Origin of the sequence: Thalassovita litoralis, assembly GCF_900182725.1 — a bacterium.
Classification (GTDB): Bacteria; Pseudomonadota; Alphaproteobacteria; order Rhodobacterales; family Rhodobacteraceae; genus Thalassobius; species Thalassobius litoralis.
In genome coordinates, this window is record NZ_FXTO01000006.1 from 24,171 (window position 1) to 51,072 (window position 26,902).

Below are 26,902 nucleotides of genomic sequence, written 5' to 3' on the forward strand. Positions count from 1 at the left end.
CCTCAGAAACCACGGGCTGCGGCGATCAATGCGGCATGATAGCCGTAGTCGCCCAACCATTCTGCGCCAACACGGGCGCGTTTCATGTAAAAGCCGATGTCGAATTCATCGGTCATGCCAATGCCGCCGTGCATCTGGACGCCTTCGCTGACGGCCAGTTTTGCGGTTGCCGTGGCGCGTGCCTTGGCCAGCGACACAGCCAGCGCTGCATCATCCGGGGCCGCGTCCAAAACGCGACCGGCGTTGATGATGGCGCTGGTGGTGACTTCGATTTCGCTCCACAGATGAGCGGCGCGGTGTTGTAGCGCCTGAAAGCTGCCGATGGTGCGGTCGAATTGTTTGCGTTCTTTCAGATAGGCAACGGTCATCCCGTATGCCCCACCGGCAACCCCGGTCAGTTCAGCGGCCAAAGCGGCCTGTCCTGCCTGAATTCCGTGACGCAACGTTACAAGCCCGTTGTCCAACTCGCCCACGATGTCCTCGCCCGTGGCGGCGACATTTTCCAGTGTGATCCGAGCATGATCGCGCGAATCAACGGTGGGTTTCGAATCGCGGGAAATGCCCGCGCGGGCGGCATCAATGTCGAACAAGGTCAGCCCGGCCGCATCGCCAGTGGTGCCCGCTGTGCGGGCCAGAACCAGCAAACGATCCGCGCTGGCCCCATCCGCGACAAAGGTTTTCACGCCGGACAGACGATAGGCATTGCCCGATTTTTCCGCGCGCAGCGCCGTGCGGGCGGGGTTGTGTTTGGCCCCTTCATCCACGGCAATGGCATAGGTCACGCCGCCTTCGGCAATTTGCGTCAATGCCTGTTTCGCGCGGTCGCTGGCACAATTCCGCAATGCGGTTGCGGCCATCACAGCGGTGGAAATAAACGGGCTGGCAGACAGCACATTGCCCATTTCCTCGGACAGGATACCGGCGGCGCGGTGGCCCATATCGGCCCCACCCTGATCTTCGGGGATCAGCACCCCGGCCCATCCCATCTGTGCCATTTCGCGCCACAATCCGGCGTCATAGGCGCGGCCCTGATCACGGTTTTCGCGCAGCGCCTTTACCGGCGACGCATCGGCCAGAAACCCGCGTGCGGCATCCCGCAACAGGGTTTCGTCTTCGGTTTCAAGAAGACTGGTCATTGGAAAAATCCTTATTTCGAGGGCAGTTCGAGGACGCGTTTCGAGATGATGTCCAACATCACCTCGGTCGTGCCGCCTTCGATCGAGTTCGCCTTGGTGCGCAGCCATTCCGGTGCAAGGGTGCCGTGCGGGCCATCCCATTCCACCCCTTCGCTGCCGGTCGCGGACATTAGCAGCTCATAGCGGCGCTTGTTCAGTTCGGTGCCGTAATATTTCAACATGGCGCTGGCATTGCCCACGCCGCGCCCCGACTGGGCCTGATCCTTGTAACGCTCCATCGTCATGCCAAAGGCCAGACTGTCGATTTCCAGTCCCATTGCCTCGGTGCGGATCACCGGATCGTCCAGAACGCCATCGTCCAATGACCCAAGGAACGTTCCCAAAGAACGCCCGCCCAGCAGCCCGCGTGCGCCGCCGCCGATCATTTCGCGTTCATGAGTCAGCAGATGTTTTGCGACGTCCCAGCCACGGTTTTGTTCGCCGACGATGCTGGAAATGCCTTCGCCATAGGATTTCGGGACTTTCACGTTGTCGAAAAAAGTCTCGCAGAATGGGGACTTACCGGAAATAAGGCGGATGGGTTTGGTGGTGACGCCGGGCGCGTTCATGTCGATCAGCATAAAGCTGATGCCCTTGTGTTTCGGGGCGTCGCGGTCGGTGCGGACCAGTGCGAAAATCCAATCGGCCTTGTCCGCGTAAGAGGTCCAGATTTTTTGCCCGTTCACCAGCCAGTGATCGCCCATATCCTCGGCTTTGGTTTGCACATTGGCCAAATCGCTGCCCGCGCCGGGTTCGGAATAGCCCTGACACCAACGGATTTCCCCGCGCGTGATCGGGGGCAGGAAATGCGATTTTTGCTCGTGTGTGCCAAATTCCAACAGGGCCGGGCCAAGCATCCACAGGCCGAAACTTTCCAGTGGGGTCGGGGCTTGCAGGCGGGCCATTTCTTCGCGGAAAATCTTTTCCTTAGCGCGGGTCAGACCGCCACCGCCGTATTCCGTGGGCCAGCGGGGGGCTGTCAGCCCCTTGGAGATTGCATTCTCCATCCAGACTTTTTGATCATCGCGTTTGAAAACCCAGGATTTACCACCCCACACGATTGAATCTTCATCAAGCCTTGCACCGCGCAGCGTGTCAGGGCAGCTTTGCATAATCCAATCCGCGATCTCGGATCGGTAGCTGGCCAGTTCGGCCATTGCGTCAGTCATAACACCCCTCCCTCTGGTGTATGTTTTGCAGTGCAGAATAGAATTTCACAAAATGATTGACAAGCGGGCAGTGCGTGCTTTTGATCAGGGACGAAAAGACGACCCGGTATTCGGGTTTCTTTTGTAACGGGAGGAATATGATGAAACTTGTGAAATCTGCTGCTTTGGCGGCTGCAATGGCATTTGCTTCGATGTCGGGTGCGTCGGCTGATACGTTGAAAATCGCCTTTATCGACCCGCTTTCGGGTCCGTTTGGGCCGTCGGGGCAGTCTGGCTTGAATGAATGGACGTATGCAGCAGCGCAGGTGAACGCAAAGGGCGGGATTCAGGGCAAGCAGGTCGAAGTCATCGGGTTGGACAACAAGGTGAACCCGAAAGAATCACTGATTCAGTTCCAGAAAGCGATTGACCAAGGTGTGCGTTTCATCGCGCAGGGGAATGGTTCGTCGGTCGCGTCCGCACTGGTTGATGCTGTTGAAAAACACAACAAGCGTAATCCCGGTGACGAGGTTCTGTATCTGAACTATGCGGCTGTTGATCCGGTCTTTACCAATGATCGTTGTAGCTTCTGGCATTTCCGCTTTGATGCGGATGCAGACATGAAAATGGAAGCTGTGACCGACTGGATCAAAGGTCAGGAGCAGATCAAGAAAGTCTACATCATCGGTCAGGACTATTCGTTCGGTAAGGCCGTGGCGGCTGCTGCTGTGAAAAATCTGACGGCAAAGCGCCCCGATATCGAAATCGTTGGCAACGAACTGCACCCGCTGGGCAAGGTGAAAGACTTCACCCCCTATGTCCAGAAAATCATCAGCTCGGGCGCGGATGCGATCATCACCGGCAACTGGGGCGCCGACATGGTGCTGCTGATCAAATCGGCGATGGATTCGGGCTTCAAGGGTGAAATCCTGACCTACTATGGCGGTTCCAAAGGCGCCGCCGTGGCAATGGGTGAGTCCGCAACCGGCCACGTTAAGGCCATCGTGGAACACAACACCAACCTGCCGATGTCGGACGCGCACGCCGCCTATGTGGATGGCTACGAAGCGGAATATTCCGAGGATGATTACTATTATCACCGGATTTCCAACGCGATGAAGATGCTGGCGATGGCTGCCGATAAAGCAGGCAGCACCGAGCCGAAAGCCATTGCATTCGCATTGGAAGGCATGACCTGGGAAGGCCCGACCGGGACCATCACCATGCGCGCTGACAACCACCAGATCCTTCAGCCGATGTTCATGTCCACCTTCTCGAAGGACGGCGTGACCCGTGGCGTGGAAGATTTGCCGCTGGGTTGGACCTCGGGGGCAAATGATCGGATCGAGGGTGAAGCCACCAAGACCGAAACCACCTGTAAGATGAAGCGCCCGTCCTGATCCGACGCGCCGCTTAGTATTCTGACGAAGGGTGCCGTCCTTCGGGATGGCACCCGTTTTACAAGAGGTTTCTATGGAAACGATCGTATTTTCACTCCTGAACGGGGTGATTTACGGCCTCCTGTTGTTTATGCTGTCCAGCGGTCTGACGCTGATTTTCAGCATGATGGGCGTGCTGAACTTTGCACATGCAAGTTTTTACATGCTGGGGGCCTATTTCGCTTACACGATATCCGAGGCAAGCAGTTTCTGGATTGCGCTGATCTTTGCGCCGATCCTTGTGGGGCTGATCGGGGCTGCTGTTGAACGCTGGGGGCTGCGGACCGTTCACGTGAACGGGCATGTCGCGGAACTGTTGTTCACCTTTGGTCTGGCCTATCTGATTGACGAGGTGGTGAAAATCATCTGGGGCCGCAATGCCGTGGATTACCGTGTGCCGGAATTGCTGGATTTCCCGCTGTTTGAATTGTTCGGGGCGCAATATCCCGCATACCGGATTTTCACGCTGTTTGTGGCGCTGGCGATGTTGGCCGGGCTGTGGTTCATCCTGAACCGGACCCGCGCGGGCCTGATCATTCAGGCGGCGCTGACCCATCCGCATATGGTGGGGCATCTGGGCCATAACGTGCCGCGCATTTTCATGACCGTGTTCGGTGTGGGCTGTGCGCTGGCCGGTTTGGCAGGCGTGATTGGCGGCAACTATCTGGTGACGGACCCGGCGATGGCCGTTCAGATGGGACCGATCGTTTTCGTTGTGGTCGTTGTTGGTGGGCTTGGCAGCCTGATGGGCGCGTTCCTTGCTGCGATGCTGCTGGGTCTGTTGCAAACCTTTGCCGTGGCGATTGATACCCGTTTTGCAGACATCTTCGGGTTTCTGGGGCTGTCCGAAACAAGCGAGGTTGGGGCGATTTCCATTGCATCCTTGGCGCCTATGCTGCCGTTCCTACTGTTGGTGATCATTCTTATGGTGCGCCCGCGTGGCCTGATGGGGGACCGTGAGCTATGAGCGATCAAACTGTTCAAAACTTCGAGTCTCTGGCCCCTTCGGCTGGTCAGAAGTTTACCCAGCGCGTTCTGCCCTTGGCGGTTTTTGCACTGATTATCCTGATCATCCCAATGTTCAACCCGTCCAATCTGATGCTGACGTTGTTGAACGTGATGGGGATCAATATCGTTTTCGCGCTCAGCTATAACATGCTGCTGGGGCGTGGGGGGCTGCTGTCCTTTGGCCATGCGGTATATTTCGGGCTGGGTGGCTATGCGGCGGTTCACGCCATGCGAGCGATTGAAAACGCGTCCTATGGGGATGGCGGTTTCTGGGCCAGCTATCCGGTGTTCTTCCTGCCGGTGATCGGGTTTGGCGTGGGTGCGCTGGCGGGGGCCATCATTGGTTGGCCGTCGTGTCGCCGGGCTGGCACACCGTTTGCCATGATTTCGCTGGGTGTGGCGGAACTGATTGCGGCCGCCGGGTTTATGTTCGGCTCCATCTTTGGTGGCGAAGAAGGCATTTCGGGCGACCGGATGAACGGGCCGGAATTGTTTGGCCTGTCGCTGGGACCGATCAACGAGGTGTATTGGTTCATCGCTTTCTGGACCATTCTGGGGACTGTAGGCATTTATGCCTTTACCCGCACGCCGTTGGGCAAAATGTCCGAAGCCACGCGCGATAACCCGGAACGAGTTGAATTTGTGGGCTATGACCCGCAGCGCGTGCGCTATCTGGTGTTCATCTTCGCGGGTGGGTTTGCTGGTCTGGCTGGTGGTATGGCCGCCGTCCAGTACGAGATTTTCACCCCCGAAGCCGTGTCATTGGCCCCGTCGGGTATGGTGCTGCTGATGGCCTATATCGGTGGTATTCGCTACTTTGCCGGTCCCATTCTTGGCGCTGTGGTGCTGACATATATGCAATCCATGTTGTCGGATTATTCCGAAGCGTGGCTGCTGTATCTGGGCATCTTGTTCATGGCGATTGTGATGTTCGCGCCGGGTGGTCTGGCCGGGATCGTGGCAGGGCTGTTCAACGGCTTGCGTGCGGATGACCGCAGCGAACGAGTCAGCAAATGGGCGATTATGGTTGTTGGCTGTGTGCTGGCCTTTGTCGGGCTGGTGGCGCTGGTCGAAGTCGCAATTCGCTGGTCCAATGGCTATGGCGAGGTGTTTGAACCCTTCGGGATGCATCTGCCGACGGCTTCTGTTCTGACTTGGGTGTTGATCGTACTGCCGTTGGCGGCGGGCTTTGCCATCCTGCGCTTCGGCGCAACACGCAACAAGGAGGGGCAGGCATGACCGTTGCAGCACTTTCTATCACTGATCTGAAGAAGAACTTCGGTCCGGCTGAAATCATCCGGGGCGTGAATCTGGAGATCGAAAAAGGTGAACGCCACGCGATTATCGGGCCGAATGGGGCCGGGAAATCGACCTTGTTCAACCTGATTTCGGGCGGGTATCATCCCAGCTCGGGCAGTATCAAGCTGAACGGGGCTGAAATCGGCGGGACCAAACCATTCCAGATCAACCGAATGGGCCTGTCGCGCAGCTTTCAGGTGTCCAATATTTTCGCCAACATGTCCGTCCGGGAAAATGTACGCTGTGGCGTGCTGTATTCTATGGGCTATGGCTATAGCTTTTGGCGAAATGTCGGGAACCTGAAAGAGGTGCAGCGCAAGACCGCGGAAATCCTTGAACGGGTTGATTTGCTGGATAAGGCAAACCTGCCCGCCGCGCTGTTGCCCTATGCCGATCAGCGGACGCTGGAAATTGCGATCACGATTGCTGGCGGGGCCGAGGTGATCCTGTTGGATGAACCGACTGCGGGCATGTCGCATTCGGAAACCGACCGGGCCGTTGCGCTGATCAAACAAGCGACCGAGGGCAAAACCCTGCTGATCGTGGAACATGATATGGGCGTGGTGTTCAACATGGCCGATCGGATCAGCGTGTTGGTCTATGGCGAAATCATCGCCACTGGCAAACCGTCAGAAATCCGGGGCGATCCGAAGGTCCGCGAGGCCTATCTGGGTGACGAAGCCGATGCGCTGGAAGGAGATGCGGCATGACGCAACCAATGCTGAAAGTCACCGATCTGCACGCGTATTACGGCAAATCGCACGTGCTGCGCGGCGTGAATATGGAAATCATGCCGGGCGAAGTGATTGCATTGCTGGGGCGGAACGGCGTGGGCCGTTCCACCACCGCCAAGGCCATCATGGGAGAGGTCGCCCCCAAAGGTGAAGTTACCTTTAAGGGACAGCCGATTTCCGGGTTGGAAAGCCATAAGATTGCGCATCTTGGGTTGGGTTATGTGCCGGAAAGCCGGGATATTTTTCCGACGATGACAGTGCGGGAAAACCTGATCTTGGGGATCAAGAACATGAAGAAACCGGGTAAATACTCGGTCGACGACATGTTGGACATGTTCACCAACCTGCGGGCGCGGGCGGATAATCCGGCGGGCGTTTTGTCTGGCGGGGAAAAGCAGATGCTAACCATGTGCCGGACGCTGATGGGCGATCCGGAACTGGTGATCATCGACGAACCAACCGAAGGTCTGGCCCCCAAAATTGTGCATCAGATCGGGGATATGATTGCGGAAATCGCCAAGACTGGCGTGGCAATTCTGCTGGTCGAACAAAAGCTGAGCATCGCCCTGCGGATTGCTAACCGGGTTTATGTGATGGGACATGGCGAAATCGTCTGGTCCGGCACGCCCGAAGAATTCCGCGACCGCGACGATGTTCGCAAGGAGTGGCTGGAAGTCTGAGCATTCCCTTTGGAGCGAGGGGAAAAAGGAAACGCCCGGCGGATCATGATCCTGCCGGGCGTTTCTGATTTATAAGTCTGGGTTGGTCAGCGCAGATCGGGCAGTTTGTAATCCGCGAATTGCTGGCGCAAAGTCAGCTTCGAGGTTTTGCCGGTGGCCGTCAGCGGCAGCGCATCGACCCAGATCAGATCATCGGGCAATTGCCATTTGGCGAAATGTTCCGACATGTGCTGATGAATATCCTCTAGCGAGGGGCGATCTTCGCCCGCAGCGACGGCGATCAGCACCGGGCGTTCATCCCATTTGGGGTGGGGCATGGCGATGGCGGCGCAATTGGCAATTGCCGGGTGCGCCATGACAACGTTTTCCAGATCAATCGAGGAAATCCATTCCCCGCCCGACTTGATCAGATCCTTGGCGCGGTCCTGAATCGACAGGATGCCATCGGTGTCGATGCTGGCCATATCCCCGGTGCCAAACCAACCATCGGCATCAACGGCTTTTTCGCTGGCTTCGGGGTTGTTGAAATACCCGGCCACGACAGTGTTACCGCGCACATAAAGTTCGCCAATGGCCTTACCGTCATGCGGTTGGCGGTTGCCGTGATCGTCCACGATTTTCAGTTCGACCCCAAAGACGCGGCGGCCTTGCAGGGCTTTTTTGTCGATCATCTGCTCAAAGGGCAGGGCCTCGATCCATTTGGGCATGACGCCGTGGGTGCCGATGGGGCTCATTTCCGTCATGCCCCAAGCGTGGCCAACGGAAACATCCATATTTTCAAAGGCTTCGATCATCGAGCGCGGTGCAGCAGACCCGCCGACGACAACATCGCTGAACCCATTCGGCTTGCGGCCCTGCTTTTTGATTTCCGCCATCAGGCCCATCCAGACGGTAGGGACGCCCCACGCGGAATCAACCTGTTCATCATCCATCAGTTTGAACAGGCTGGCCCCGTCCAGATGTTGTCCGGGCATGACCATCGACAGCCCCAAAAGCGGCGCGGAATAGGGCAGCCCCCATGCGTTGACATGGAACAGGGGAACAACGGGCAGGACTTTGCCCTCTTTCGGGATGGCGGTGCCAACGGTGCTGGCGACGATTAGCGCGTGCAACACGGTGGAACGATGAGTGTACAGCGCGCCCTTGGGATTGCCCGTGGTGCCAGAGGTATAGCACAGGCCCGATGCGGTATTTTCATCGAATTCCGGCCAGTCGAACGTATCGTCCATACCGATCAGCAATTCTTCGTAGCACAGCGCGTTCAGGCTGTTTTCTGGCATATGGGCGCGATCCGTCATCACCACATAAACCAGATTGGCAGGCAGGTGTTCTTTTACCGCTTCCAAAATCGGAACAAAGGTGGTGTCCACGAAGATCATTTTATCGGCGGCGTGATTGACGATATAAATCAACTGTTCTGCGGACAGGCGCGGGTTGATCGTGTGACACACGGCCCCGATGCCGGAAATCGCGTAATACAGTTCAAAATGGCGATAGCCGTTCCATGCCAAAGTTGCCACGCGGTCGCCTAGGTGTACGCCGTGACCTTGCAGGGCATGGGCCAACTGGCTGACGCGGGGCAGGGTTTCGGCATAAGTCTGGCGATGAATGTCGCCTTCGGTCCGGGCGGAAACGATTTCCGCCTTTGGGTTGGCTTCGGCCGCGAAGGTAAGAATATCACTGATCAGCAGCGGACGCTGCATCATCATGCCAAGCATGAGGTCCTCCCGTTTTAGATGTAATCTCCCTGTGCGCAGACTAGCCCGAAGGTGGGGACAGGGGAAAGTGAAATTACATTCCGCAAGGCGATTTTATGCGATCGGCGCCCAAAGCCTGTGCGAATTCTTTTTCGCTAAATTTCAATGGGTTGAGGCAATGAAATGCCGTACCGTTATTTGACGGCAATCCGGCGGGATGGTTGCTGAATCGCGGGAAGCTGCGTAAGCTGACTACGGCGAAAGGGGCAGGAGGAGCGGCCCCGGAACAGGACGGAGGGGTTCCAATGAAAGCTATTGTCAGCCACGCATTCGCACCGCTGGATGAATTGAAATACGAAGATGTCACTGATCCGGTGGCAACCGGGCGTCAGGTGGTCATCAAGGTCGAAGCCGCCGGGGTGAATTACCCGGACGGATTGCTGGTTCAGGGGTTGTATCAAAGCAAACCACCGCACCCGTTTACACCGGGCATGGAAGTGGCCGGAACCGTCGAAAGCGTTGGTCCCGATGTGACACGGCTGAAGGTTGGCGAACGCGTGGCGACGGTTTGTACCTTGGGCGGCTATGCCGAAAAGGTACTGGAAGATGAAAGCCGCGTATTCCCCATCGGGGAAATGGATGGCGGCGATGCCTGCGCGTTGCTGGTGGCTTATGGCACGTCGCATCACGCGCTGAAACAGCGCGCGGCCTTGAAAGCGGGCGAAACCCTGTGTGTTTTGGGGGCCGCAGGGGCCACCGGGATCGCAGCGGTGCAAATTGGCAAGGTGATGGGCGCGCGGGTGATCGCGGTCTGTTCCACCGAAGAAAAACGCAAATTGGCGCTGGAAGGCGGTGCCGACGAGGCGATTGGCTATGACAACCTGAAGGACGATCTGAAGGCGCTGACCGACGGGAAGGGCGTTGATGTCGTTTATGATGTGGTGGGCGGGGAAGCCTTCAATGCCTGTTCACGGTCGATGGCGCGGAATGGGCGGCTGTTGATCATCGGATTTGCCAGCGGTGAAATTCCGAAATTCCCGGTCAACCTGTCACTGGTCAAGGAATATGCCGTGGTGGGTGTGTTCTGGGGGAATTTCACCCGGTTCGAGCCTGAAGTTTACGCCGACAACATGAAAGAGCTGATCGGCTGGTACGCTGCGGGCAAAGTCAAACCGTTGATCGAAGGGCGGTATCCTCTGGCAGACGCGGCAGAGGTTTTGAAACGTGTTCTGGGCCGCGGGGCAACGGGTAAGTTGGTACTGGTTCCCTGACAAAATTGACCCGGAATTTTGAAAAATTCCGGGTCGTTTCAATTTCGGGAGGCTTTAACCGCTGACTCGCGCGATGGTGTTGCGCATCTGGACGAGTTTGGGGCCAAGTTCATTTTCCAGCCGTTCACGCGGCAGCATGTATCCGGGACCACCCAGATTGAAGGCCAGCTCGGGGTGTCCCCGTGCATCGAACGGTAAGGCACCGAAACGGCATGTACGTCGGTTTGCCACTTCCCGATGCTGACATAAAAGCCGCGTTCCTTGATTTGGGCGGCCGCGTCTTCGATGCCGTCGCGCAGTTCGGGCCAATCTGCGGGATCGGTGCGTTCTTCGACCCGCTGCATGATCTGGGCGCGTTCGTGTTCGTCGGTTCCGGCGATATAGGCGCGGCCCATCGCAGAACGGGCCAGCGAAATTCGTGATCCCACGTTCAGTTGCAGTGAAATCATCCCGGCTGACGCGCGGGCGGCAGCGATATAGGTCATTTTCATGTCGTCGCGCCCGCCCAATGCGACAAGCACACCATCGCCGCATTCGTCGGCCACCCGCTGCATATGGGGTTGGACGGTTTCACGGATACGTAGCCCGCCCAAGCAGGCATAGCCCAGCCCCAGAACCGGCACGCCCATGCGATACCGCCCGGTGCCGTCGTCATAGACCAGATAGCCCAGTTTCAGCAGGGTATAGGTCAGTCGAGAAACGGTCGAGTTTGGCAGGCCCGTGCGTTCCGCCAGTTCACGATTGCCCAGACCGCTGGCATCATCCGGTTTGAACGCGCGCAGAATTTCCAGCCCGCGATGCAGCGCGGTGACAAATTGGCGGTCGCCTTCGTGTTCTTTTTCGATCAGCTCGGCAGTGGACTCGGTTGTTCTTTTTCTCACTCTGGTCTCCCTGGTCCCCTCCTTGCTGTCCTTGATCCGGGGCGCGAGGGTTGTGCGCAACTACTTTATTGGCTTTATGCGGGTCAAGTTGCGTAAAAGTCTCATTCACTGGCTCAGTGTTTGGGCGTTTGCCTTGGCATTCTCTTGCTCTTGTAATTCGCGCCACAAAACTTTGCCGGACCCGGATTTGGGCAGGCTATCCACGAAATCCACGGTGCGGGGGCATTTGTAGGCGGCCATTTCGTCTTTGCACCAACTTATGATGTTTTCGGCATCCGGGGTTGCACCGGATCGCGGAACGATTACGGCTTTCACGCTTTCGCCCCGGCGCGGGTCCGAGGTGGAGATGATACAGACCTCGGCAATGTCGGGATGTTTGTGCATCAGGGATTCAACCTCGGCGGGCCAGATTTTGAAGCCGCTGGCGTTGATCATCCGCTTCACGCGGTCGACCATGAAGAAATAGCCGTCTTCGTCGTAATACCCCAGATCGCCGGTGCGCAAGAAGGTCTTGCCGTCATGCTGAATCAGCGCCTCTTGCGTGGCTTGATCGTTGTTCCAGTAGCCTTTGAACACTTGCGGCCCGGACATCAGGATTTCGCCGGTTTCGTTGGGGCCAAGTTCGCGGTCGTCTGCCGGGTCCACCACGCGGCAATCCACGTCAAACACCGGAATGCCCAGACATTGACGTTTCGGCGCATCGGTCGGGTTGATATGGGTGGCGGCCATCGTTTCGGACATGCCGTAGCCTTCGATATAATCCAGTCCGGTCATGTCTTTTAGCTTCTTGGCAATGGCGGCTGGCATGGCAGCCCCGCCGCCGCCGATAGCTTCTAGGCTGGACAGGTCGTAGCTGTTGATATCCGGGTCATTGACCAGATCAATCGCCATCGTGGAAATTGACCGCCAGCGGGTCACGCGATACCGCCGGATCAGTTCGGCAGCGGCGGCCCGGTTCCAGCGGGTCATCAGCACCAAGGTGCCGCCAGAATAGATGGGCGCATTCATGGCGGCCTGCATTCCGGTGACATGGAACAGGGGCAACACGGTCAGGCTGATGTCGCGGCCTTCCATCGGGTTCCAGACCAGCCCGCCAACGCATGTGACCTGTACAGTACGATGGGTGTGGACGCAGCCCTTGGGGGCGCCAGTGGTCCCCGAGGAATAAGGGATCACGGCCAGATCGTCGGGTGTGGCTTGCGGTGCATCAGGTGCGATATTTTCGGCCACCGCATCCGCCCAGCGGACAACGCCGGGGCCTTGGATGTCAGCGGGGTCCAGTTGCCCCAGCGGGTCGGGCAATGGGATGTCACAGGCCGGATCGGCCAGTTCGCCGTAATGGGCGGCGATGATGGTTTTCAGGTGGCCTTCTTCGACAACAGGGGTGGCGAAGGGCAGAAGTTCCTGCCCCGCCAGCATAACATCCGCGCCCGCGTCTTTGGCGTAATGGATCAGTTCCGCGTGTCGACTCATGGGGTTGACGGGGATCACGGCAGCGTCCGCCCGCAGGATGGCATAGTATCCGATGATGAATTGCGGGCTGTTCTGCATGTACAGAAGTACCCGATCCCCGCGTTTCACGCCTGCACGTTTTTGCAGATACCCGGCCAGCGCCTGCACCTGCGCGTTCAGGTCCGCATAGGTCAGGGTATGGCCGTGATAGATGATCGCGGCCTTGTCCGGGGTGCGGGCGGCGGTGTTGATCAGGTTTTGGGCCAGCGTTTGTTCGGGCAGGTCGAAATGATGCGGAACGCCTTTGGGCCAGACTTTGAGGTGACGGTCAAACATGGGGACTCTTGCGGATTGGGGTCAGACTTTCATACCGGGCATGTTCAGTGACGCGGTATTGCCACCATCGACAGGCAAGGCCTGTCCGGTGACGAAACTGGCATCGTCGCTGGCCAAAAAGGCGATCACGGCGGCGACTTCTTCGGGGCGGCCATAACGGCGCAGTTCGGCGCGGCTGCCCAGCTTTTCCTCTTTGCCCTTGGAACGGGCGTAATCGAAAATTGGTTTGGTCATGCCGGTTTCGATCAGGCCGGGGCAGATGGCGTTGACGCGGATATTATGCGCCCCCAGATCGCAGGCGGTGGTTTGCGTCAGGTTGATCACCCCGGCCTTGGAGGCGGAATAGATATTCCCCCCCGCACCGGACCGAACCCCAGCAACCGAGGCCGTGTTCACGATGGCTCCGCCGCCCTGTGCAATCATCGCGGGCGCACCATGTTTGATGAAATACATCATCGCCCACAGGTTCACGCCGAACACGCGTTGCAACTGGCTGGTGTCAATGTCGGTGATCGGGGCGTGGGAACAGACAACGCCCGCGTTGTTACAGATCACGTCCAGCCGCCCGTAATGGCCCAATACCTGCGTGATGCAGTTCTGCACCGCATGTTCATCCGATACATCGCAGGTGATGCTGATGTGATCGCCGTCACCCGACGGTAGCGTACAGTTTTGTATGTCCACCAAGGCCACAGACGCGCCTTCGGCAGCAAGGCGTTCTGCTGTTGCCTTGCCGATGCCGCTGGATGCGCCGGTGACGATGGCGATTTTTCCGCCAAATCTCACCGATATATTCCTCCCAATTTCGGGTAGGTTTGCACAAAGCGCAGGGCGGATCAATATAGTGAAATAATTTTCCGCAAAGCGGGACGCGGTCTATTTCGGCAGGAAACTTCCCTTTTGTTCCGAGATGTAGGCGCGGACGGTTTCAATGACGGGGGTGATTTCCAGATCCTCGCGGTGCAGCAAAAACCACTGCCGGACAATGGGCAGATCGGGGCGTTTCAGCATGACCAACCGACCCGAGCGCAGTTCTTCGGTGACGGTATGGGCGGAAATCATGGCAATTCCCAACCCTGCCATCACCGCCTGTTTGATGGTCTCGTTCGATCCCATTTCTATGATCCGATACGGCGTGCCGTTGCCGATCCGGTCCAGATAGCGGGTCATCAGGATGCGGGTGCCCGATCCCTGTTCACGCGCGATGAAGGTTTCGTTCAACAACGCATCGGCGGGAATGTCATCCAGTTGCGCCAGTAAATGATCGGGTTTTGCGATAATGACATGGGGGTGATCGCCAATGGATTCCGCTTGCACTGCGGGGCTGCGCGGGGGGCGGCCCATGATAGCCAGTTCGATGGACCGCTGTTGCAAGGCGTTGATCGTCATGTCGCGGTTGCCGACTTTTAGGATCACGTCAATGTCCGGGTATTCATCGCGCAGGCGGGCCACCAGACTGGGGGCGAAATATTTGCCGGTGGATACCACACCCAGCACGACAACACCGGACAGCCCGGCCTTGAGCGCGCGCAATTTTTCGATGCAGCTATCCAGCGCGGTGTCCACAGTGCGCTCTGCCTGTAGCACGGCGCGGCCTTCGGCGGTCAGGGATGACCGCCCGGACGGGTGCCGTTCGATCAGTACACAGCCCAGATTTGATTCGAGCGTTTTCAGTTGCGTATGCACCGCCGGGGGTGTCAGGCCCAAAATATCGGCCGCTGCGGTGATAGAGCCATTTTCTGCCACTGCCCGTAAAGCACGTAACTGTTTGATTGTAATTGCTTCTTTGATTGGCATTAAATTTTCCTTAATGCTCTGCCGGATTTATTAAATTCAACTATGCGGCCAGACGTGAAATAGCAAGGACATCGTGTTGCAACCGATAAAAACCGGAATTGAAAAATGACCAGCCAAACCAATGTCATCTCGAATGACCTGATACCAAATGATTTGTTTCCCGTGATTGATGCGCTGTGCGCCGTGTCCATCGACGTGGCCCGTGTGATCGCCAAGGGGCCGTTGGGCCAATCGCTGGCCCATCAGGTCGGGGAAAACAGCGACGGGGACGGCCAAAAGGCATTGGATGTGCTGGCGGATGAAATGTTCGCAAAGGCGCTGAAGTCGACCGAAGTACGCTGGTATGCCTCGGAAGAGCAGGAAGACGCCGTGCTGCTGAACGCGGCGGGCAAATATGCGCTGGCGATTGATCCGTTGGATGGGTCATCGAATATTGATGTGAACGTGTCGATCGGAACGATCTTTTCGATCTACGAAACCAAGGACGGGGCCGAGGAAAGTTTCCTGCGCCCGGCAAAGGAACAGATCGCGGGCGGTTATATCGTCTATGGTCCGGCGACGGCGCTGGTGGTGACATTCGGCAACGGGACGATGCAGTTCGTTCTGAACCCCGAAAGCGGCAAATTTGAGCTGGCTGAAAAGGCAATGACGATCCCGCAGACCTCGAAAGAGTTCGCGATCAACGCCTCGAATTATCGCCACTGGACCAAGCCGGTGCGCGCCTACATTGACGATTGTCTGGCCGGGGTCGAAGGCCCCCGCGAGGTGAATTTCAACATGCGCTGGGTGGGGTCACTGGTGGCCGAAACCCACCGTATCCTGACCCGTGGCGGTATCTTTCTGTACCCCAGCGACGGGCGGAAAGGATACGAGAAGGGCCGCCTGCGCATGGTCTACGAATGTGCCCCGATCGCCTTTGTGATCGAACAGGCACAGGGCCGCGCCACCGATGGCAGCGACCCGATCCTGAACCAAGCCGCTGAAACCCTGCACGGGCGTTGCCCGCTGGTGTTCGGCAGCGCCGAGAAAGTGGACCGCGTCGCGGCCTACCATGATCTTCCCGAAGAGGAAGTCTCGGCTCTGTTCGGACAAAGGGGGCTGTTCCGCGGCTGATCCACTTGCCTTTGGGAGGAGGCTGGGATGAGCAAGAAGCACCCGATTATTTCCGTCACCGGGTCATCCGGTGCCGGAACCACAACGGTCAAATCGACCTTCGACCAGATTTTCCGCCGCGAAGGCATCAAGGCGGTTTCTATCGAAGGCGATGCGTTCCACCGCTACAACCGCGCCGACATGAAAACCGAACTGGCGGCGCGGAAAGCGGCAGGGGACGAAACATTCAGCCATTTTTCCTTTGACGCCAATGTTCTGGACGAGCTGGAAAACGTGTTCCGCAGCTATGGCGCAACCGGCACCGGCAAAACCCGCCATTATGTGCATGACGACGAAGAAGCCGCGACATGGGGCGTGGCACCGGGAGAGTTCACCGATTGGCACGAACTGGAAACCGGATCGGACCTGCTGTTCTATGAAGGGCTGCATGGCGCGGTGGTCAGCGACGGAATTAACGTCGCTCGTCATGCCGACCTGAAAATTGGTGTGGTGCCTGTGATCAATCTGGAATGGACCCAGAAAATCCACCGGGACAAGGCCAGCCGGGGATATTCGACCGAGGCCGTGACCGATACCATTCTGCGCCGTATGCACGCCTATGTGCATTGTATTTGCCCGCAATTCGTTGAAACGGACGTGAATTTCCAGCGGGTGCCGGTGGTGGATACCTCGAATCCGTTCTGTGCGCGGTGGATTCCAACAGCGGATGAATCGCTGGTGGTGATCCGGTTCAAGAACCCGCGCGGGATCGACTTTCCCTATCTGACCTCGATGATCCAGGGCAGTTGGATGAGCCGCGCAAATTCCATCGTGATCCCCGGCGGTAAACTGGATTTGGCGATGCAGTTGATTTTCACGCCGATGGTTCACCGTCTGGTGGCTGAATCGCGCAAAGCCTGAAGGAGGGTAAGATGAACACGCAAGTTAAGCTGGCCCCCACGACCGAGGATTTGATGGCCAACGCGATCCGTGCGCTGACAATGGATGCAGTGCAGGCGGCGAACTCGGGGCATCCGGGCGCACCGATGGGTATGGCCGATGTGGCGGCGGTTCTGTTCAACCGTTTCATGAAGGTGGACCCACGGGATGACCGCTGGCCCGACCGGGATCGGTTCGTGATGAGCGCGGGGCATGGATCTATGCTGGTGTACGCGATCAATCACCTGCTGGGCTATGACGACATGGGGATGGATCAGATCCGTGCGTTCCGCCAGATGGGCAGCCGCACGGCGGGCCACCCGGAATTTGGCCATGCCAAGGGGATTGAAACCACAACCGGCCCATTGGGGCAGGGGATTACCACGGCTGTCGGCATGGCGCTGGCTGAACGGATGGCTCATGCGCGGTTCGGTGATGCGCTGGTGGATCACTATACCTATGTGATTGCCGGGGATGGTTGCCTGATGGAGGGAATTTCCCACGAGGCGATTGATTTTGCCGGTCACATGGGGCTGGGGCGGCTGATCGTGCTGTGGGATGACAACAACATCACGATTGACGGTGCGGCGGATTTGTCGACCTCGACCGATCAGCGGGCGCGGTTTGCGGCAAGTGGCTGGCATGTGCAGGCCGTGGATGGCCACGATAAAGAGGCGGTGGCCGATGCGATTGCCGCAGCGCAAGAGGATGCGCGGCCCAGCCTGATCGCGTGCAAGACGATCATCGGCTATGGCGCCCCCAACAAACAAGGCACCAGCGCAACGCATGGCGCACCGTTGGGCGAGGCGGAAATCGTGGCGGCGCGGGCGGCTTTGGGCTGGAACTATGCCGCGTTTGAAATTCCACAGGAAATTTACGACGCTTGGCACGCTGTTGCCAAACGCGGTCAGGCGGCGCGTGATGCGTGGCACAGCCGCCTGACAGGTCATTCAAATCGTGCCGCGTTTCAGGCCGCGCAGGCCGCCCCGGATGCGGTGGCGCTGCGGGGGGCAATGGCCGATTACCGCGCGGGGCTTGTCCGCGAACGGCCCAAGGTGGCGACGCGCAAGGCCAGCGAAATGGCGTTGGGCGTGGTGAATGCGACCCTGCCGAACACGGTGGGCGGCAGCGCGGACCTGACCGGATCGAACAACACCCGGACCACGGGTATGCTGGCTGTGCATCGGGATTATTATGCCGGGGATTACATTCACTACGGTATCCGCGAACACGGCATGGCGGCGGTGATGAACGGGATGTCGCTGCATGGCGGGTTCCGGCCCTATGGTGGGACGTTTCTGGCCTTTGCCGATTATTGCCGCCCGGCGATCCGGTTGTCGGCGCTGATGCGGCAACCCGTGGTCTATGTCATGACGCATGACAGCATCGGGCTGGGCGAAGACGGGCCGACCCACCAGCCGGTCGAGCAGATTGCCAGCTTGCGGGCGATGCCGAACCTGTTGGTGTTCCGCCCGGCCGATGCGGTGGAAACGGCTGAATGCTGGGAAATCGCGATGCTGGAGCGGGAAACCCCCAGCGTTCTGTGCCTGTCGCGGCAGGGCTTGCCGACGGTGCGCGACGATGCGGCGGAAAACCGGACTGCACAGGGGGCGTATCTGCTGCGCAATCCGGGGGGCGCGCGGGATGTGACGCTGATCGCCACGGGGTCCGAGGTGGAAATCGCGCTGGCGGCGGCGGATGCGTTGCAGGCCGAAGGGCGGCGCGTGGCCGTGGTGTCCGCCCCCTGTTTCGAGCTGTTCGCGGCACAGGACGCCGGGTATCGCCGTGCGGTTCTGGGTGATGGCCCTCGTGTGGGCGTGGAAGCCGCGGTGCGGCAAGGCTGGTGTGGGTTGTTGCGGCCCGAGGACGGTTTCGTAGGGATGACGGGCTTTGGTGCGTCAGCCCCGGCGGGGCAACTGTACGAACACTTCGGGATAACGCCCGATGCGGTGGCAAACGCCGCGCGTGACCTGATGACCTGAGGAGAGAGCGATGACCATCCGAGTTGGGATCAACGGCCTTGGCCGAATAGGGAAGTGTACCCTGAAGCACATTTTCGAAGCGAGCCGCAACGATATCGAAGTGGTGGCGATGAATGCCACTGGCCCAATCGAAACCAACGCGCATCTGCTGCGGTATGACAGTGTACATGGCCGACATCCGGGTACGATTACGGTGGCGGGCAACACGCTGGACATGGGGCGCGGGCCGATCCGGGTGATGTCCACCTATGATCCCGAGGAACTGGATTGGAACGGGGTGGACGTGGTTCTGGAATGTTCGGGGCAGTTCAATTCCAAGGACGCCAGCGCGGTGCATCTGCGGCGGGGTGCGAAAAAGGTGCTGATTTCCGCCCCGGCCAAGGGCGTTGACCGGACGGTGGTGTTCGGGGTGAACCATACCGCATTGCGGGCCGATGATCTGGTGGTGTCGAACGGGTCGTGTACCACGAACTGTCTGGCCCCGATGGCGCGGGTGCTGCATGACGCGGTGGGGATCGAAAGCGGCATCATGACGACGATCCACAGCTATACCGGTGATCAGCCTACGCTGGACCGGCGGCACAAGGATTTGTACCGCGCCCGCGCCGCAGCGATGAGCATGATCCCCACTTCGACCGGGGCGGCCAAGGCGATTGGCGAGGTGCTGCCGGAGCTGAAGGGCAGGCTGGACGGATCGGCCATTCGGGTGCCGACGCCCAACGTGTCGGCGGTGGACCTGACCTTCTTGTCGGGGCGGGATGTGACGGCTGCGGATATCAATGCGGTGATGCAGGACGCAGCCAGCGGCGCGATGAAGGGCATCGTCAGCTTTGAAACCGAACCCAAGGTCAGCGTCGATTACAACCACGACAGCCATTCGTGCAATTTCGCCAGCGATCAGACGCGGGTGATGGGGACGCGCATGGTGCGGGTGCTGGCTTGGTACGACAACGAATGGGGGTTTTCCTGCCGGATGGCGGATAATGCCGCCCTGATGGGGGAATTGGCCTGATGTGGTGGCAGCCTGCCGAACCCTTGTCCATTTGGGTGGGGATGGTCGTTGACAGTGGCACGGATGAGCCGCGCAAGGTATGGCAGGCGCATGACATGCCGATGGGCATGATATGCAACATCTTATCTTGGCGTCCGGTGACGGGCGCGACGGCCTGAAAGGGGAAAACGATGGCTTTGATTACTCTTCGTCAATTGCTGGATCACGCGGCGGAATATGGCTACGGCGTGCCCGCGTTCAACATCAACAACATGGAACAGGGTCTGGCGATCATGGAAGCGGCGAAAGCCGTGGACGCGCCGGTGATCCTGCAAGCCTCGCGCGGGGCGCGGAAATACGCGGGCGATATCATGCTGCGCCATATGGTGCAGGCATTGGCGGAAATGTATCCCGATATTCCGGTCTGTATGCATCAGGATCACGGCAATAACGAGGCCACCTGCCTGACCGCGATCCGCCACGGGTTCACCAGCGTGATGATGGACGGCAGCCTTGAGGCGGACATGAAAACGCCTGCGTCCTATGAATACAACGTGGACATCACCAAGCGCGTGACCGATGCGGCGCATTGGGTCGGCGCAAGTGTCGAGGGCGAACTGGGCGTTTTGGGGTCGCTGGAAACCGGCGAGGCCGCAGCCGAGGACGGATCGGGTGCCGAAGGCAAGCTGAGCCACGACCAATTGCTGACCGATCCCGATCAGGCGGTGGAATTCGTGAAGGCCACGAAATGCGACGCGCTGGCGATTGCCTGCGGTACGTCCCACGGCGCGTATAAATTCAGCCGCAAGCCCGATGGCGACATCCTTTCGATGGCCACGATCGAAGCAATCAACAACAAACTGCCGGGGATTCATCTGGTGATGCACGGCAGCAGCTCGGTTCCGCAGGAATTGCAGGACCTGATCAACGCATACGGCGGCGAAATGCCCCAAACCTATGGCGTGCCGGTCGAAGAGATCGAGCGCGGCATCAAACATGGCGTGCGCAAGGTGAATATCGACACCGATTGCCGCATGGCCATGACCGGCCAGTTCCGCAAGGTGGCCACCCAAAGCCCCCAGGAATTCGACCCGCGCAAGTTCCTGGTTCCCGCAATGAAGGAAATGGAAGACCTGTGCCGCGACCGTTTTGAACGGTTCGGGACCGCCGGCAATGCCAGCAAGATCAAGGTCATTTCCATGGATGAGATGGCTGCCCGCTATGAAAGCGGGTCGCTTGACCCCTAAGAGCGGCCCGAAAGGGGCCGCCAACCCAGCAGGAGAACGACTATGGACCAGTCAAATCGCTATGCCCGTCTTGACCTGAAAGAGGCAGACCTGATTGCCGGGGGCCGCCATGTGCTGGTCGCCTATATCATGAAGCCCAAGGCGGGGCATGGATACCCGGAAACGGCGGCCCACTTTGCGGCCGAAAGCTCGACCGGAACGAATGTGGACGTGTCCACGACCGATGATTTCACCCGTGGCGTTGACGCGCTGGTGTATGACATCGACCCGGAGCAAGAGCTGATGAAAATCGCGTATCCGGTCGATCTGTTCGACCGGAACATTACCGACGGACGGGCGATGATATGTTCGTTCCTGACGCTGGCGATTGGCAACAATCAGGGCATGGGGGACGTGGAATATGCCAAGATGCACGATTTCTATGTTCCGCCGGATTATCTGCGCCTGTTCGATGGGCCTTCGACCACGATTGCCGATATGTGGCGCGTGCTGGGCCGCCCGCATGTGGATGGCGGGTTCGTCGTGGGCACGATCATCAAGCCGAAACTGGGCCTGCGCCCGCAGCCTTTTGCCGATGCGTGTTACGATTTCTGGCTGGGCGGGGATTTCATCAAGAATGACGAACCCCAAGGCAATCAGATTTTTGCCCCGATGAAGGACACGATGCGGCTGGTGGCTGACGCGATGAAACGCGCGCAGGACAAGACCGGGCAGGCCAAGCTGTTCAGCGCCAACATCACCGCAGACGACCCGTTTGAAATGATTGCGCGCGGGGAATTCATTCTGGAAACCTTTGGCGAAAATGCCGACCATGTGGCGTTTCTGGTCGATGGCTATGTGACCGGCCCGGCGGCGATCACCACGGCGCGGCGGCGGTTCCCGCGTCAATACCTGCACTACCATCGCGCCGGGCATGGTGCCGTGACCAGCCCGCAGGCCAAACGCGGCTATACCGCCTTTGTGCTGTCGAAAATGGCGCGGATGCAGGGAGCCAGCGGAATCCATGTGGGGACGATGGGCTTTGGCAAGATGGAGGGCGAAGCCTCGGATCGGGCGATTGCCTATATGATCACCGAGGATTCTGCGGATGGGCCGTATTTCCATCAGGACTGGGCGGGCATGGCACCGACCACGCCGATCATTTCGGGCGGGATGAACGCGCTGCGGATGCCCGGTTTCTTTGAAAACCTTGGCCATTCCAATCTGGTGATGACCGCAGGCGGTGGCAGTTTCGGCCATATCGACGGGGCGGCGGCGGGCGCGATCAGCCTGCGGCAGGCCGAACAATGCTGGAAAGAAGGTGCCGATCCGCTGGAGTTCGCCAAAGATCACAAGGAATTCGCGCGGGCGTTTGAATCTTTCCCGAAAGATGCAGACAAATTGTTCCCGAACTGGCGGCAGGCTCTTCGCATCAACTCGGCCGCGTAATATAGGGATAGGCGGGGCCTGTTCCCCGCCTGACCGCTCAACCAAGGGGATATCCATGTCTTTTGACCGTTCCATCAAGATCGCTCCGTCGATCCTGTCCGCTGATTTCGCCAATTTCGGGCAGGAAATTCAGGCCATCGAAGCGCAGGGCGCCGATTGGGTTCATGTGGACGTGATGGATGGGCATTTCGTGCCGAACCTGACCTTCGGCCCGCCCGCAGTCAAAGCGTTCCGCCCGCATGTGAAAACCTTCATGGATGTTCACCTGATGATTGCGCCGGTTGATCCCTATATCGACGCCTATGCCGAGGCCGGTGCAGATATGATCACCGCCCATTGGGAGGCCGGACCCCACCCGCACCGCACCTTGCAGGCGATCAAGGCAACCGGGAAAATGGCAGGGATTTCATTGAACCCCGGTACGCCCGCGAGTGTCATCTCCGAGGTGCTGGATTTGGTCGATATGGTGCTGGTGATGAGCGTGAACCCCGGTTTCGGTGGGCAGAAATTCATCCCCTCTTCGGTCGAAAAGGTGCGTCAGGTGCGCCAGATGATCGGGGACCGCGAGATCATGATTCAGGTCGACGGTGGCGTTGATCCTGTCACGGTTGGTCCTTTGGTTGCGGCTGGGGCGGATTGCTTCGTTGCGGGGTCTGCGGTGTTCAAAGGCGGATCGGTGTCAAACCCCGACGTCTATGGCGACAACATCCGCGCCATTCGTGCGGCTGCCGAAGCGGCGCAGTAAACGTTTCTATAGTGGGAAGAAAACACCCCGCCCAATGGCGGGGCATGGGGAAGGTGCGTCATGGGACTTGTGGTTTTCGATCTGGATGGAACGCTGATCGACAGTGCGCCGGATATTCAGGCAGCGGCAAACAGGATGCTGGACGAACAGGGCATTGACCCGCTGGACCTGCCGACGATCATCAGCTTCATCGGGAATGGCCTGCCAAAACTGGTGGAACGGGTGATGCAGCGCGTGGGGCTGGACATGGCCCGGCACACGGAACTGACCGCGATCACGCTGGCGCATTACAACGCCGCTACCACCGAACTGACCCGCCCCTATTCGGGGGTCGAGGCGGCATTACAGGATTTGCAGGCGGCGGGGCATGTGTTGGCCCTGTGTACCAATAAACCCGAAGCCCCCGCCCGCGCTATCCTGCGCGACTTACGGATTGAACAGTATTTCAATGCGGTCGTCGGGGGCGATACGCTGGATGTGAAAAAACCTGACCCGGAACCCTTGCTGTATATCCTTCGGCATTTGGGGGCTGCGCAGGCGATCTATGTTGGTGACAGCGAAGTAGATGCCGAAACCGCGCAGCGTGCAGACGTGAGGTTTGCGCTGTTCACCGAAGGCTATCGTAAAACCCCCGTCGATATGATCCCGCATCAGGACAGGTTCAGCGACTTTGCTGCCTTGCCGGGGATTGTTGCTGCGGGGTTCAAGGAGGGGTGACATGACACTGAAAGCCTTGATCTTCGACGTCGATGGAACCCTTGCCGAAACCGAGGAGGCCCACCGTGCAGCGTTTAACGCGACCTTTCAGGCATGGGGGCTGGACTGGGAGTGGAGCCGCGACGATTACGCCGAGCTGCTGAAAACCACCGGCGGCAAGGAACGGATGAAGCGGTTTCAGCTGGATTTGCCCGCCGCGGCGCGGCGCTTGAACGACGATGACATCGCTGCACTGCACAGGGATAAGACCCGTGCCTATGCGGATATTCTGGCGCGTGGGGAACTGACATTGCGACCCGGCGTCGCCGCGCTGGTCGAGCGGGCCAAGGCGGCGGGGGTGCGGGTGGCCGTGGCGACGACGACCAATACCCCAAATGTCGAGGCGTTGACGCAATGCTGCTGGGGACGCCCCGCCACCGATGTGTTCGAGGTGATCGCGGCAGGCGATATGGTGCGGGCCAAGAAACCCGCGCCAGACGTGTTCAATCTGGCGCTGGAGCGGTTGGGCCTGCCCGCCAGCGATTGTTTGGCGTTCGAGGACAGCCGTAATGGCGTGCTATCGGCGCGGGGGGCCGGGTTGAATGTGCTGGTAACGCCGTCTGCCTATACCGCAGGGGATGACTTTGGCGGGGCCGCGTGGACCGTTCCCGACCTGACGTTGGATAATCTGCCGGTTTTCTTGGCGCGGGCGGTGGGGGCGATGGTCTGACCCCTTTTGGCACCTGCGCCGGGGGATGGCGCGGATATTGAGTATTTTGGGCAAGATGAAAACAGAAGGGCGCGCCTTATCATGAGCAGCGCCGCGTTACGGTTAATGCGCTTCCTGTTGCTCTTTCTTGGTAAAAATATCCATTGCGCAACCGATCTGCGGGCGCACCGCTGATTGGGGGGCGTCAGGCGTTAATGTGCGACGCCGGACAGGCGGGACAACAGCACTGCTACGTTCTTGACCTTAAATTTCCGCAGCAGTCGCGCGCGCACATCCTCGATCGTCCGGGGGGACAGGTCCAGCACTTTGGCGATTTCCTTGCTGGTATAGCCGCGCGACAGCCACATCAGAACCTCGCGTTCGCGGGGGGTCAGGGTGGGGCCGGTGGTGTCGGTGTCGATCAGCGCAAAGCTAAGGATGATGCGGGCCAGCGGGTCTTCGGGGGTCAGGGTGCGGGCGCGGAAACGGCACCAGAATTGGTGGCCGTCGCGGTGGCGCATGATCCGTTCATCGGAATAGGGTAGCGATTGGCGCAGCGGTTCCAGCCCGATGTCGCGGATCTGGTGGAATTCCTGATCTGTGCCATACAGAAGGCGGAAACTTTGGCCCACAAGATCGCTTTTTTCGAATCCGAACATCCGCGCGAATGTATCGTTACAGGCGCGGATAATGCGGTTTTCGGTCAGGGCTATGCCCATTGGGGCTTGGTCAAAGGCCAGAGTCTCAAGATCGTGCATGTATCACCGTGTTCATACGGTATTGGCACCGTATGGCGCACAGAAGCATAGTTTTTGTGACAATTGCAAGACTCGAGGACACCTGACCCTATGGCCGCGCCCAAATCGCTTGAACAGCGCCTGAGTGACGAGATCGACGCCCGCCGCGAGGATTTGATCCAGTTGACGGGGGATCTGATCCGCATCCCGACGCTGAACCCTCCGGGGGAAAATTACCGCGAGATTTGCGAATTTCTGCGCACGCGGCTGGCCGGGGCCGGGTTCGAGATTGAAATGGTTCGGGCCTATGGCACGCCGGGCGACAGCGAAAAATACCCCCGGTGGAATGTGATTGCGCGGCGCGAGGGCAAGCACGCGGGCGAATGCGTCCATTTTAACAGCCACATTGATGTGGTCGATGTGGGCAAGGGTTGGACGGTCGATCCCTTTGGTGGGGAATTGAAGGACGGCAAAGTCTACGGGCGCGGGGCCTGTGACATGAAAGGCGGACTGGCGGCATCCATCGTGGCGGCCGAGGCATTTATCGCGGTTTGCCCGGATTTCGCGGGTGCCATTGAAATCAGCGGCACGGCAGACGAAGAATCCGGTGGCTTTGGCGGCGTGGCCTATCTGGCGGAAAAGGGGTTTTTCGCACCGGAACGCGTACAGCATGTGATTATCCCCGAACCGCTGAATAAAGATCGGATTTGTCTGGGGCATCGGGGGGTCTGGTGGGCGGAAATCGAAACCTATGGCGAAATTGCCCACGGGTCGATGCCGTTCCTTGGGGATTGTGCCGTGCGCCATATGGGGGCCGTGCTGGAGGAGATGGAGGACAGCCTGTTCCCCGCACTTGCGCTTAAACGCACGGATATGCCCGTGGTGCCGGAAGGGGCCAAGCAATCGACGTTGAACATCAATTCGATCCACGGCGGGCAGGCCGAAGGCGATGCTGATTTCACGGGGCTGCCTAGCCCCTGTGTGCCTGATAGCTGCCGGATGATTATCGACCGGCGGTTTCTGATCGAGGAAAACATTGACGACGTTCAGGCCGAAGTGATGGAGGTGCTGAACAAGGTTGCCGGGCGGCGCGACAAATTCCGCTATGACGTGACCGAGTTGCACCGGGTACTGCCGACGATGACGGAAAAATCCGCGCCCATCGTGCAGACCGTGGCCCGCGCAATCGCAGAAACGATGGGTAAGGACGCGCAATATGTGGTCAGCCCCGGCACCTATGACCAGAAACATATCGACCGGATCGGCAAGCTGAAGAATTGCATCGCTTACGGTCCGGGGATTTTGGATTTGGCGCATAAACCTGATGAATATGTCGGCGTGGATGATATGCTCGATTCTGCAAAGGTGATGGGCCGTGCGCTGATCGAGCTTTTGGCAAGCCCGAAGAAGGCGGCCTGA

Annotated in this window: 24 protein-coding genes; 16 read left to right on the forward strand and 8 right to left on the reverse strand. The window is 58.9% G+C overall.

Features of this window, described 5'->3' with window-relative positions; all coding sequences use genetic code 11:
• Positions 1-2: 2 nt before the first annotated feature.
• Together FN828_RS06780 and FN828_RS06785 are read right to left on the reverse strand one after the other, a co-directional pair.
• Positions 3-1,136, reverse strand: a complete 1,134-nt coding sequence (locus tag FN828_RS06780) for an acyl-CoA dehydrogenase family protein (protein WP_185958959.1) — start codon at positions 1,134-1,136, stop codon at positions 3-5.
• An 11-nt stretch (positions 1,137-1,147) separates the two neighbouring features.
• Entirely contained in the window at positions 1,148-2,344 is a 1,197-nt protein-coding gene (locus FN828_RS06785) for an acyl-CoA dehydrogenase family protein (protein WP_142492656.1), read from the reverse strand.
• Positions 2,345-2,484: 140 nt separating this feature from the next.
• Here FN828_RS06785 and FN828_RS06790 point away from each other — a divergent pair, with 140 nt between their 5' ends.
• The 5 genes from FN828_RS06790 to FN828_RS06810 all read left to right on the forward strand — a co-directional run bounded on the left by FN828_RS06790 (position 2,485) and on the right by FN828_RS06810 (position 7,483).
• Positions 2,485-3,723: a branched-chain amino acid ABC transporter substrate-binding protein gene (locus tag FN828_RS06790; RefSeq protein WP_142492657.1), complete on the forward strand. Its 1,239-nt coding sequence runs from the start codon at positions 2,485-2,487 to the stop codon at positions 3,721-3,723.
• Between the two features lie 73 nt (positions 3,724-3,796).
• Positions 3,797-4,729 carry a branched-chain amino acid ABC transporter permease gene (locus FN828_RS06795; RefSeq protein ID WP_142492658.1) on the forward strand — a complete coding sequence of 311 codons (933 nt, stop codon included), beginning with the start codon at positions 3,797-3,799 and terminating at the stop codon, positions 4,727-4,729.
• Entirely contained in the window at positions 4,726-6,009 is a 1,284-nt protein-coding gene (locus FN828_RS06800) for a branched-chain amino acid ABC transporter permease (RefSeq protein ID WP_142492659.1), read from the forward strand. The genes FN828_RS06795 and FN828_RS06800 overlap by 4 nt, the downstream gene beginning before the upstream one ends.
• Positions 6,006-6,779: an ABC transporter ATP-binding protein gene (locus tag FN828_RS06805; RefSeq protein WP_142492660.1), complete on the forward strand. Its 774-nt coding sequence runs from the start codon at positions 6,006-6,008 to the stop codon at positions 6,777-6,779. Before FN828_RS06800 ends, FN828_RS06805 begins: the two co-directional genes overlap by 4 nt.
• The gene (locus tag FN828_RS06810; protein WP_235891429.1) at positions 6,776-7,483 is read left to right on the forward strand and encodes an ABC transporter ATP-binding protein; all 708 of its coding nucleotides are present in this window, start codon (positions 6,776-6,778) and stop codon (positions 7,481-7,483) included. The genes FN828_RS06805 and FN828_RS06810 overlap by 4 nt, the downstream gene beginning before the upstream one ends.
• Before the next feature lie 86 nt (positions 7,484-7,569).
• Here FN828_RS06810 and FN828_RS06815 read toward each other — a convergent pair whose 3' ends face one another.
• Positions 7,570-9,201 carry a long-chain fatty acid--CoA ligase gene (locus tag FN828_RS06815; RefSeq protein ID WP_142492661.1) on the reverse strand — a complete coding sequence of 544 codons (1,632 nt, stop codon included), beginning with the start codon at positions 9,199-9,201 and terminating at the stop codon, positions 7,570-7,572.
• A 284-nt stretch (positions 9,202-9,485) separates the two neighbouring features.
• Here FN828_RS06815 and FN828_RS06820 point away from each other — a divergent pair, with 284 nt between their 5' ends.
• Positions 9,486-10,451, forward strand: a complete 966-nt coding sequence (locus FN828_RS06820; protein ID WP_142492662.1) for an NADPH:quinone oxidoreductase family protein — start codon at positions 9,486-9,488, stop codon at positions 10,449-10,451.
• A 38-nt stretch (positions 10,452-10,489) separates the two neighbouring features.
• Here the strand turns inward: FN828_RS06820 and FN828_RS06825 are convergent, their stop codons facing one another.
• The 4 genes from FN828_RS06825 to cbbR form a co-directional block, all read right to left on the reverse strand.
• Positions 10,490-11,332 (reverse strand): IclR family transcriptional regulator, encoded by an 843-nt coding sequence (locus FN828_RS06825; RefSeq protein ID WP_221930535.1) that lies wholly within the window; start codon positions 11,330-11,332, stop codon positions 10,490-10,492.
• Between the two features lie 105 nt (positions 11,333-11,437).
• A complete protein-coding gene (locus FN828_RS06830; protein ID WP_142492663.1) occupies positions 11,438-13,120 on the reverse strand; it encodes a long-chain-fatty-acid--CoA ligase in 1,683 nt (560 codons plus the stop codon).
• A gap of 21 nt (positions 13,121-13,141) precedes the next feature.
• Complete coding sequence (locus FN828_RS06835; RefSeq protein WP_142492664.1) at positions 13,142-13,906, reverse strand: SDR family NAD(P)-dependent oxidoreductase; 765 nt, start codon at positions 13,904-13,906, stop codon at positions 13,142-13,144.
• Between the two features lie 90 nt (positions 13,907-13,996).
• A complete protein-coding gene (gene cbbR / locus FN828_RS06840; protein ID WP_142492665.1) occupies positions 13,997-14,917 on the reverse strand; it encodes a LysR family regulator CbbR in 921 nt (306 codons plus the stop codon).
• 105 nt (positions 14,918-15,022) lie between these two features.
• Here cbbR and FN828_RS06845 point away from each other — a divergent pair, with 105 nt between their 5' ends.
• The 9 genes from FN828_RS06845 (at position 15,023) to FN828_RS06885 (ending at position 24,767) form a co-directional block, all read left to right on the forward strand.
• Complete coding sequence (locus FN828_RS06845; RefSeq protein WP_142492666.1) at positions 15,023-16,030, forward strand: class 1 fructose-bisphosphatase; 1,008 nt, start codon at positions 15,023-15,025, stop codon at positions 16,028-16,030.
• Positions 16,031-16,057: 27 nt separating this feature from the next.
• Positions 16,058-16,930, forward strand: coding sequence for a phosphoribulokinase (locus FN828_RS06850; protein ID WP_142492667.1), 873 nt, complete (start codon positions 16,058-16,060; stop codon positions 16,928-16,930).
• 11 nt (positions 16,931-16,941) lie between these two features.
• On the forward strand, positions 16,942-18,930 hold the full coding sequence (gene tkt, locus FN828_RS06855) for a transketolase (RefSeq protein WP_142492668.1): 1,989 nt from the start codon (positions 16,942-16,944) through the stop codon (positions 18,928-18,930).
• A gap of 10 nt (positions 18,931-18,940) precedes the next feature.
• On the forward strand, positions 18,941-19,942 hold the full coding sequence (gene gap / locus FN828_RS06860; protein ID WP_142492669.1) for a type I glyceraldehyde-3-phosphate dehydrogenase: 1,002 nt from the start codon (positions 18,941-18,943) through the stop codon (positions 19,940-19,942).
• Positions 19,943-20,112: 170 nt separating this feature from the next.
• The gene (fba, locus tag FN828_RS06865; RefSeq protein ID WP_142492670.1) at positions 20,113-21,168 is read left to right on the forward strand and encodes a class II fructose-bisphosphate aldolase; all 1,056 of its coding nucleotides are present in this window, start codon (positions 20,113-20,115) and stop codon (positions 21,166-21,168) included.
• A gap of 42 nt (positions 21,169-21,210) precedes the next feature.
• On the forward strand, positions 21,211-22,596 hold the full coding sequence (locus tag FN828_RS06870) for a ribulose-bisphosphate carboxylase (RefSeq protein WP_142492671.1): 1,386 nt from the start codon (positions 21,211-21,213) through the stop codon (positions 22,594-22,596).
• 55 nt (positions 22,597-22,651) lie between these two features.
• Complete coding sequence (gene rpe, locus FN828_RS06875; RefSeq protein WP_142492672.1) at positions 22,652-23,341, forward strand: ribulose-phosphate 3-epimerase; 690 nt, start codon at positions 22,652-22,654, stop codon at positions 23,339-23,341.
• A gap of 60 nt (positions 23,342-23,401) precedes the next feature.
• Positions 23,402-24,058, forward strand: coding sequence for a phosphoglycolate phosphatase (gph, locus tag FN828_RS06880; RefSeq protein WP_142492673.1), 657 nt, complete (start codon positions 23,402-23,404; stop codon positions 24,056-24,058).
• 1 nt (position 24,059) lies between these two features.
• Positions 24,060-24,767: an HAD family hydrolase gene (locus tag FN828_RS06885; RefSeq protein ID WP_142492674.1), complete on the forward strand. Its 708-nt coding sequence runs from the start codon at positions 24,060-24,062 to the stop codon at positions 24,765-24,767.
• 191 nt (positions 24,768-24,958) lie between these two features.
• On the opposite strand, the gene FN828_RS06890 is transcribed toward FN828_RS06885, so the two are convergent.
• Complete coding sequence (locus FN828_RS06890) at positions 24,959-25,504, reverse strand: PAS and helix-turn-helix domain-containing protein (protein ID WP_142492675.1); 546 nt, start codon at positions 25,502-25,504, stop codon at positions 24,959-24,961.
• 90 nt (positions 25,505-25,594) lie between these two features.
• On the opposite strand from FN828_RS06890, the gene FN828_RS06895 reads away from it, so the two are divergent.
• Positions 25,595-26,902, forward strand: coding sequence for an acetylornithine deacetylase/succinyl-diaminopimelate desuccinylase family protein (locus tag FN828_RS06895; RefSeq protein WP_142492676.1), 1,308 nt, complete (start codon positions 25,595-25,597; stop codon positions 26,900-26,902).

Coding starts and splice junctions, on each gene's coding strand:
- FN828_RS06780 (WP_185958959.1), bottom strand. CDS start 1,136: ATGACCAGTCTTCTTGAAACCGAAGACGAAACCCTGTTGCGGGATGCC.
- FN828_RS06785 (WP_142492656.1), bottom strand. CDS start 2,344: ATGACTGACGCAATGGCCGAACTGGCCAGCTACCGATCCGAGATCGCG.
- FN828_RS06790 (WP_142492657.1), top strand. CDS start 2,485: ATGAAACTTGTGAAATCTGCTGCTTTGGCGGCTGCAATGGCATTTGCT.
- FN828_RS06795 (WP_142492658.1), top strand. CDS start 3,797: ATGGAAACGATCGTATTTTCACTCCTGAACGGGGTGATTTACGGCCTC.
- FN828_RS06800 (WP_142492659.1), top strand. CDS start 4,726: ATGAGCGATCAAACTGTTCAAAACTTCGAGTCTCTGGCCCCTTCGGCT.
- FN828_RS06805 (WP_142492660.1), top strand. CDS start 6,006: ATGACCGTTGCAGCACTTTCTATCACTGATCTGAAGAAGAACTTCGGT.
- FN828_RS06810 (WP_235891429.1), top strand. CDS start 6,776: ATGACGCAACCAATGCTGAAAGTCACCGATCTGCACGCGTATTACGGC.
- FN828_RS06815 (WP_142492661.1), bottom strand. CDS start 9,201: ATGCTTGGCATGATGATGCAGCGTCCGCTGCTGATCAGTGATATTCTT.
- FN828_RS06820 (WP_142492662.1), top strand. CDS start 9,486: ATGAAAGCTATTGTCAGCCACGCATTCGCACCGCTGGATGAATTGAAA.
- FN828_RS06830 (WP_142492663.1), bottom strand. CDS start 13,120: ATGTTTGACCGTCACCTCAAAGTCTGGCCCAAAGGCGTTCCGCATCAT.
- cbbR (WP_142492665.1), bottom strand. CDS start 14,917: ATGCCAATCAAAGAAGCAATTACAATCAAACAGTTACGTGCTTTACGG.
- FN828_RS06845 (WP_142492666.1), top strand. CDS start 15,023: ATGACCAGCCAAACCAATGTCATCTCGAATGACCTGATACCAAATGAT.
- FN828_RS06850 (WP_142492667.1), top strand. CDS start 16,058: ATGAGCAAGAAGCACCCGATTATTTCCGTCACCGGGTCATCCGGTGCC.
- tkt (WP_142492668.1), top strand. CDS start 16,942: ATGAACACGCAAGTTAAGCTGGCCCCCACGACCGAGGATTTGATGGCC.
- gap (WP_142492669.1), top strand. CDS start 18,941: ATGACCATCCGAGTTGGGATCAACGGCCTTGGCCGAATAGGGAAGTGT.
- fba (WP_142492670.1), top strand. CDS start 20,113: ATGGCTTTGATTACTCTTCGTCAATTGCTGGATCACGCGGCGGAATAT.
- FN828_RS06870 (WP_142492671.1), top strand. CDS start 21,211: ATGGACCAGTCAAATCGCTATGCCCGTCTTGACCTGAAAGAGGCAGAC.
- rpe (WP_142492672.1), top strand. CDS start 22,652: ATGTCTTTTGACCGTTCCATCAAGATCGCTCCGTCGATCCTGTCCGCT.
- gph (WP_142492673.1), top strand. CDS start 23,402: ATGGGACTTGTGGTTTTCGATCTGGATGGAACGCTGATCGACAGTGCG.
- FN828_RS06885 (WP_142492674.1), top strand. CDS start 24,060: ATGACACTGAAAGCCTTGATCTTCGACGTCGATGGAACCCTTGCCGAA.
- FN828_RS06890 (WP_142492675.1), bottom strand. CDS start 25,504: ATGCACGATCTTGAGACTCTGGCCTTTGACCAAGCCCCAATGGGCATA.
- FN828_RS06895 (WP_142492676.1), top strand. CDS start 25,595: ATGGCCGCGCCCAAATCGCTTGAACAGCGCCTGAGTGACGAGATCGAC.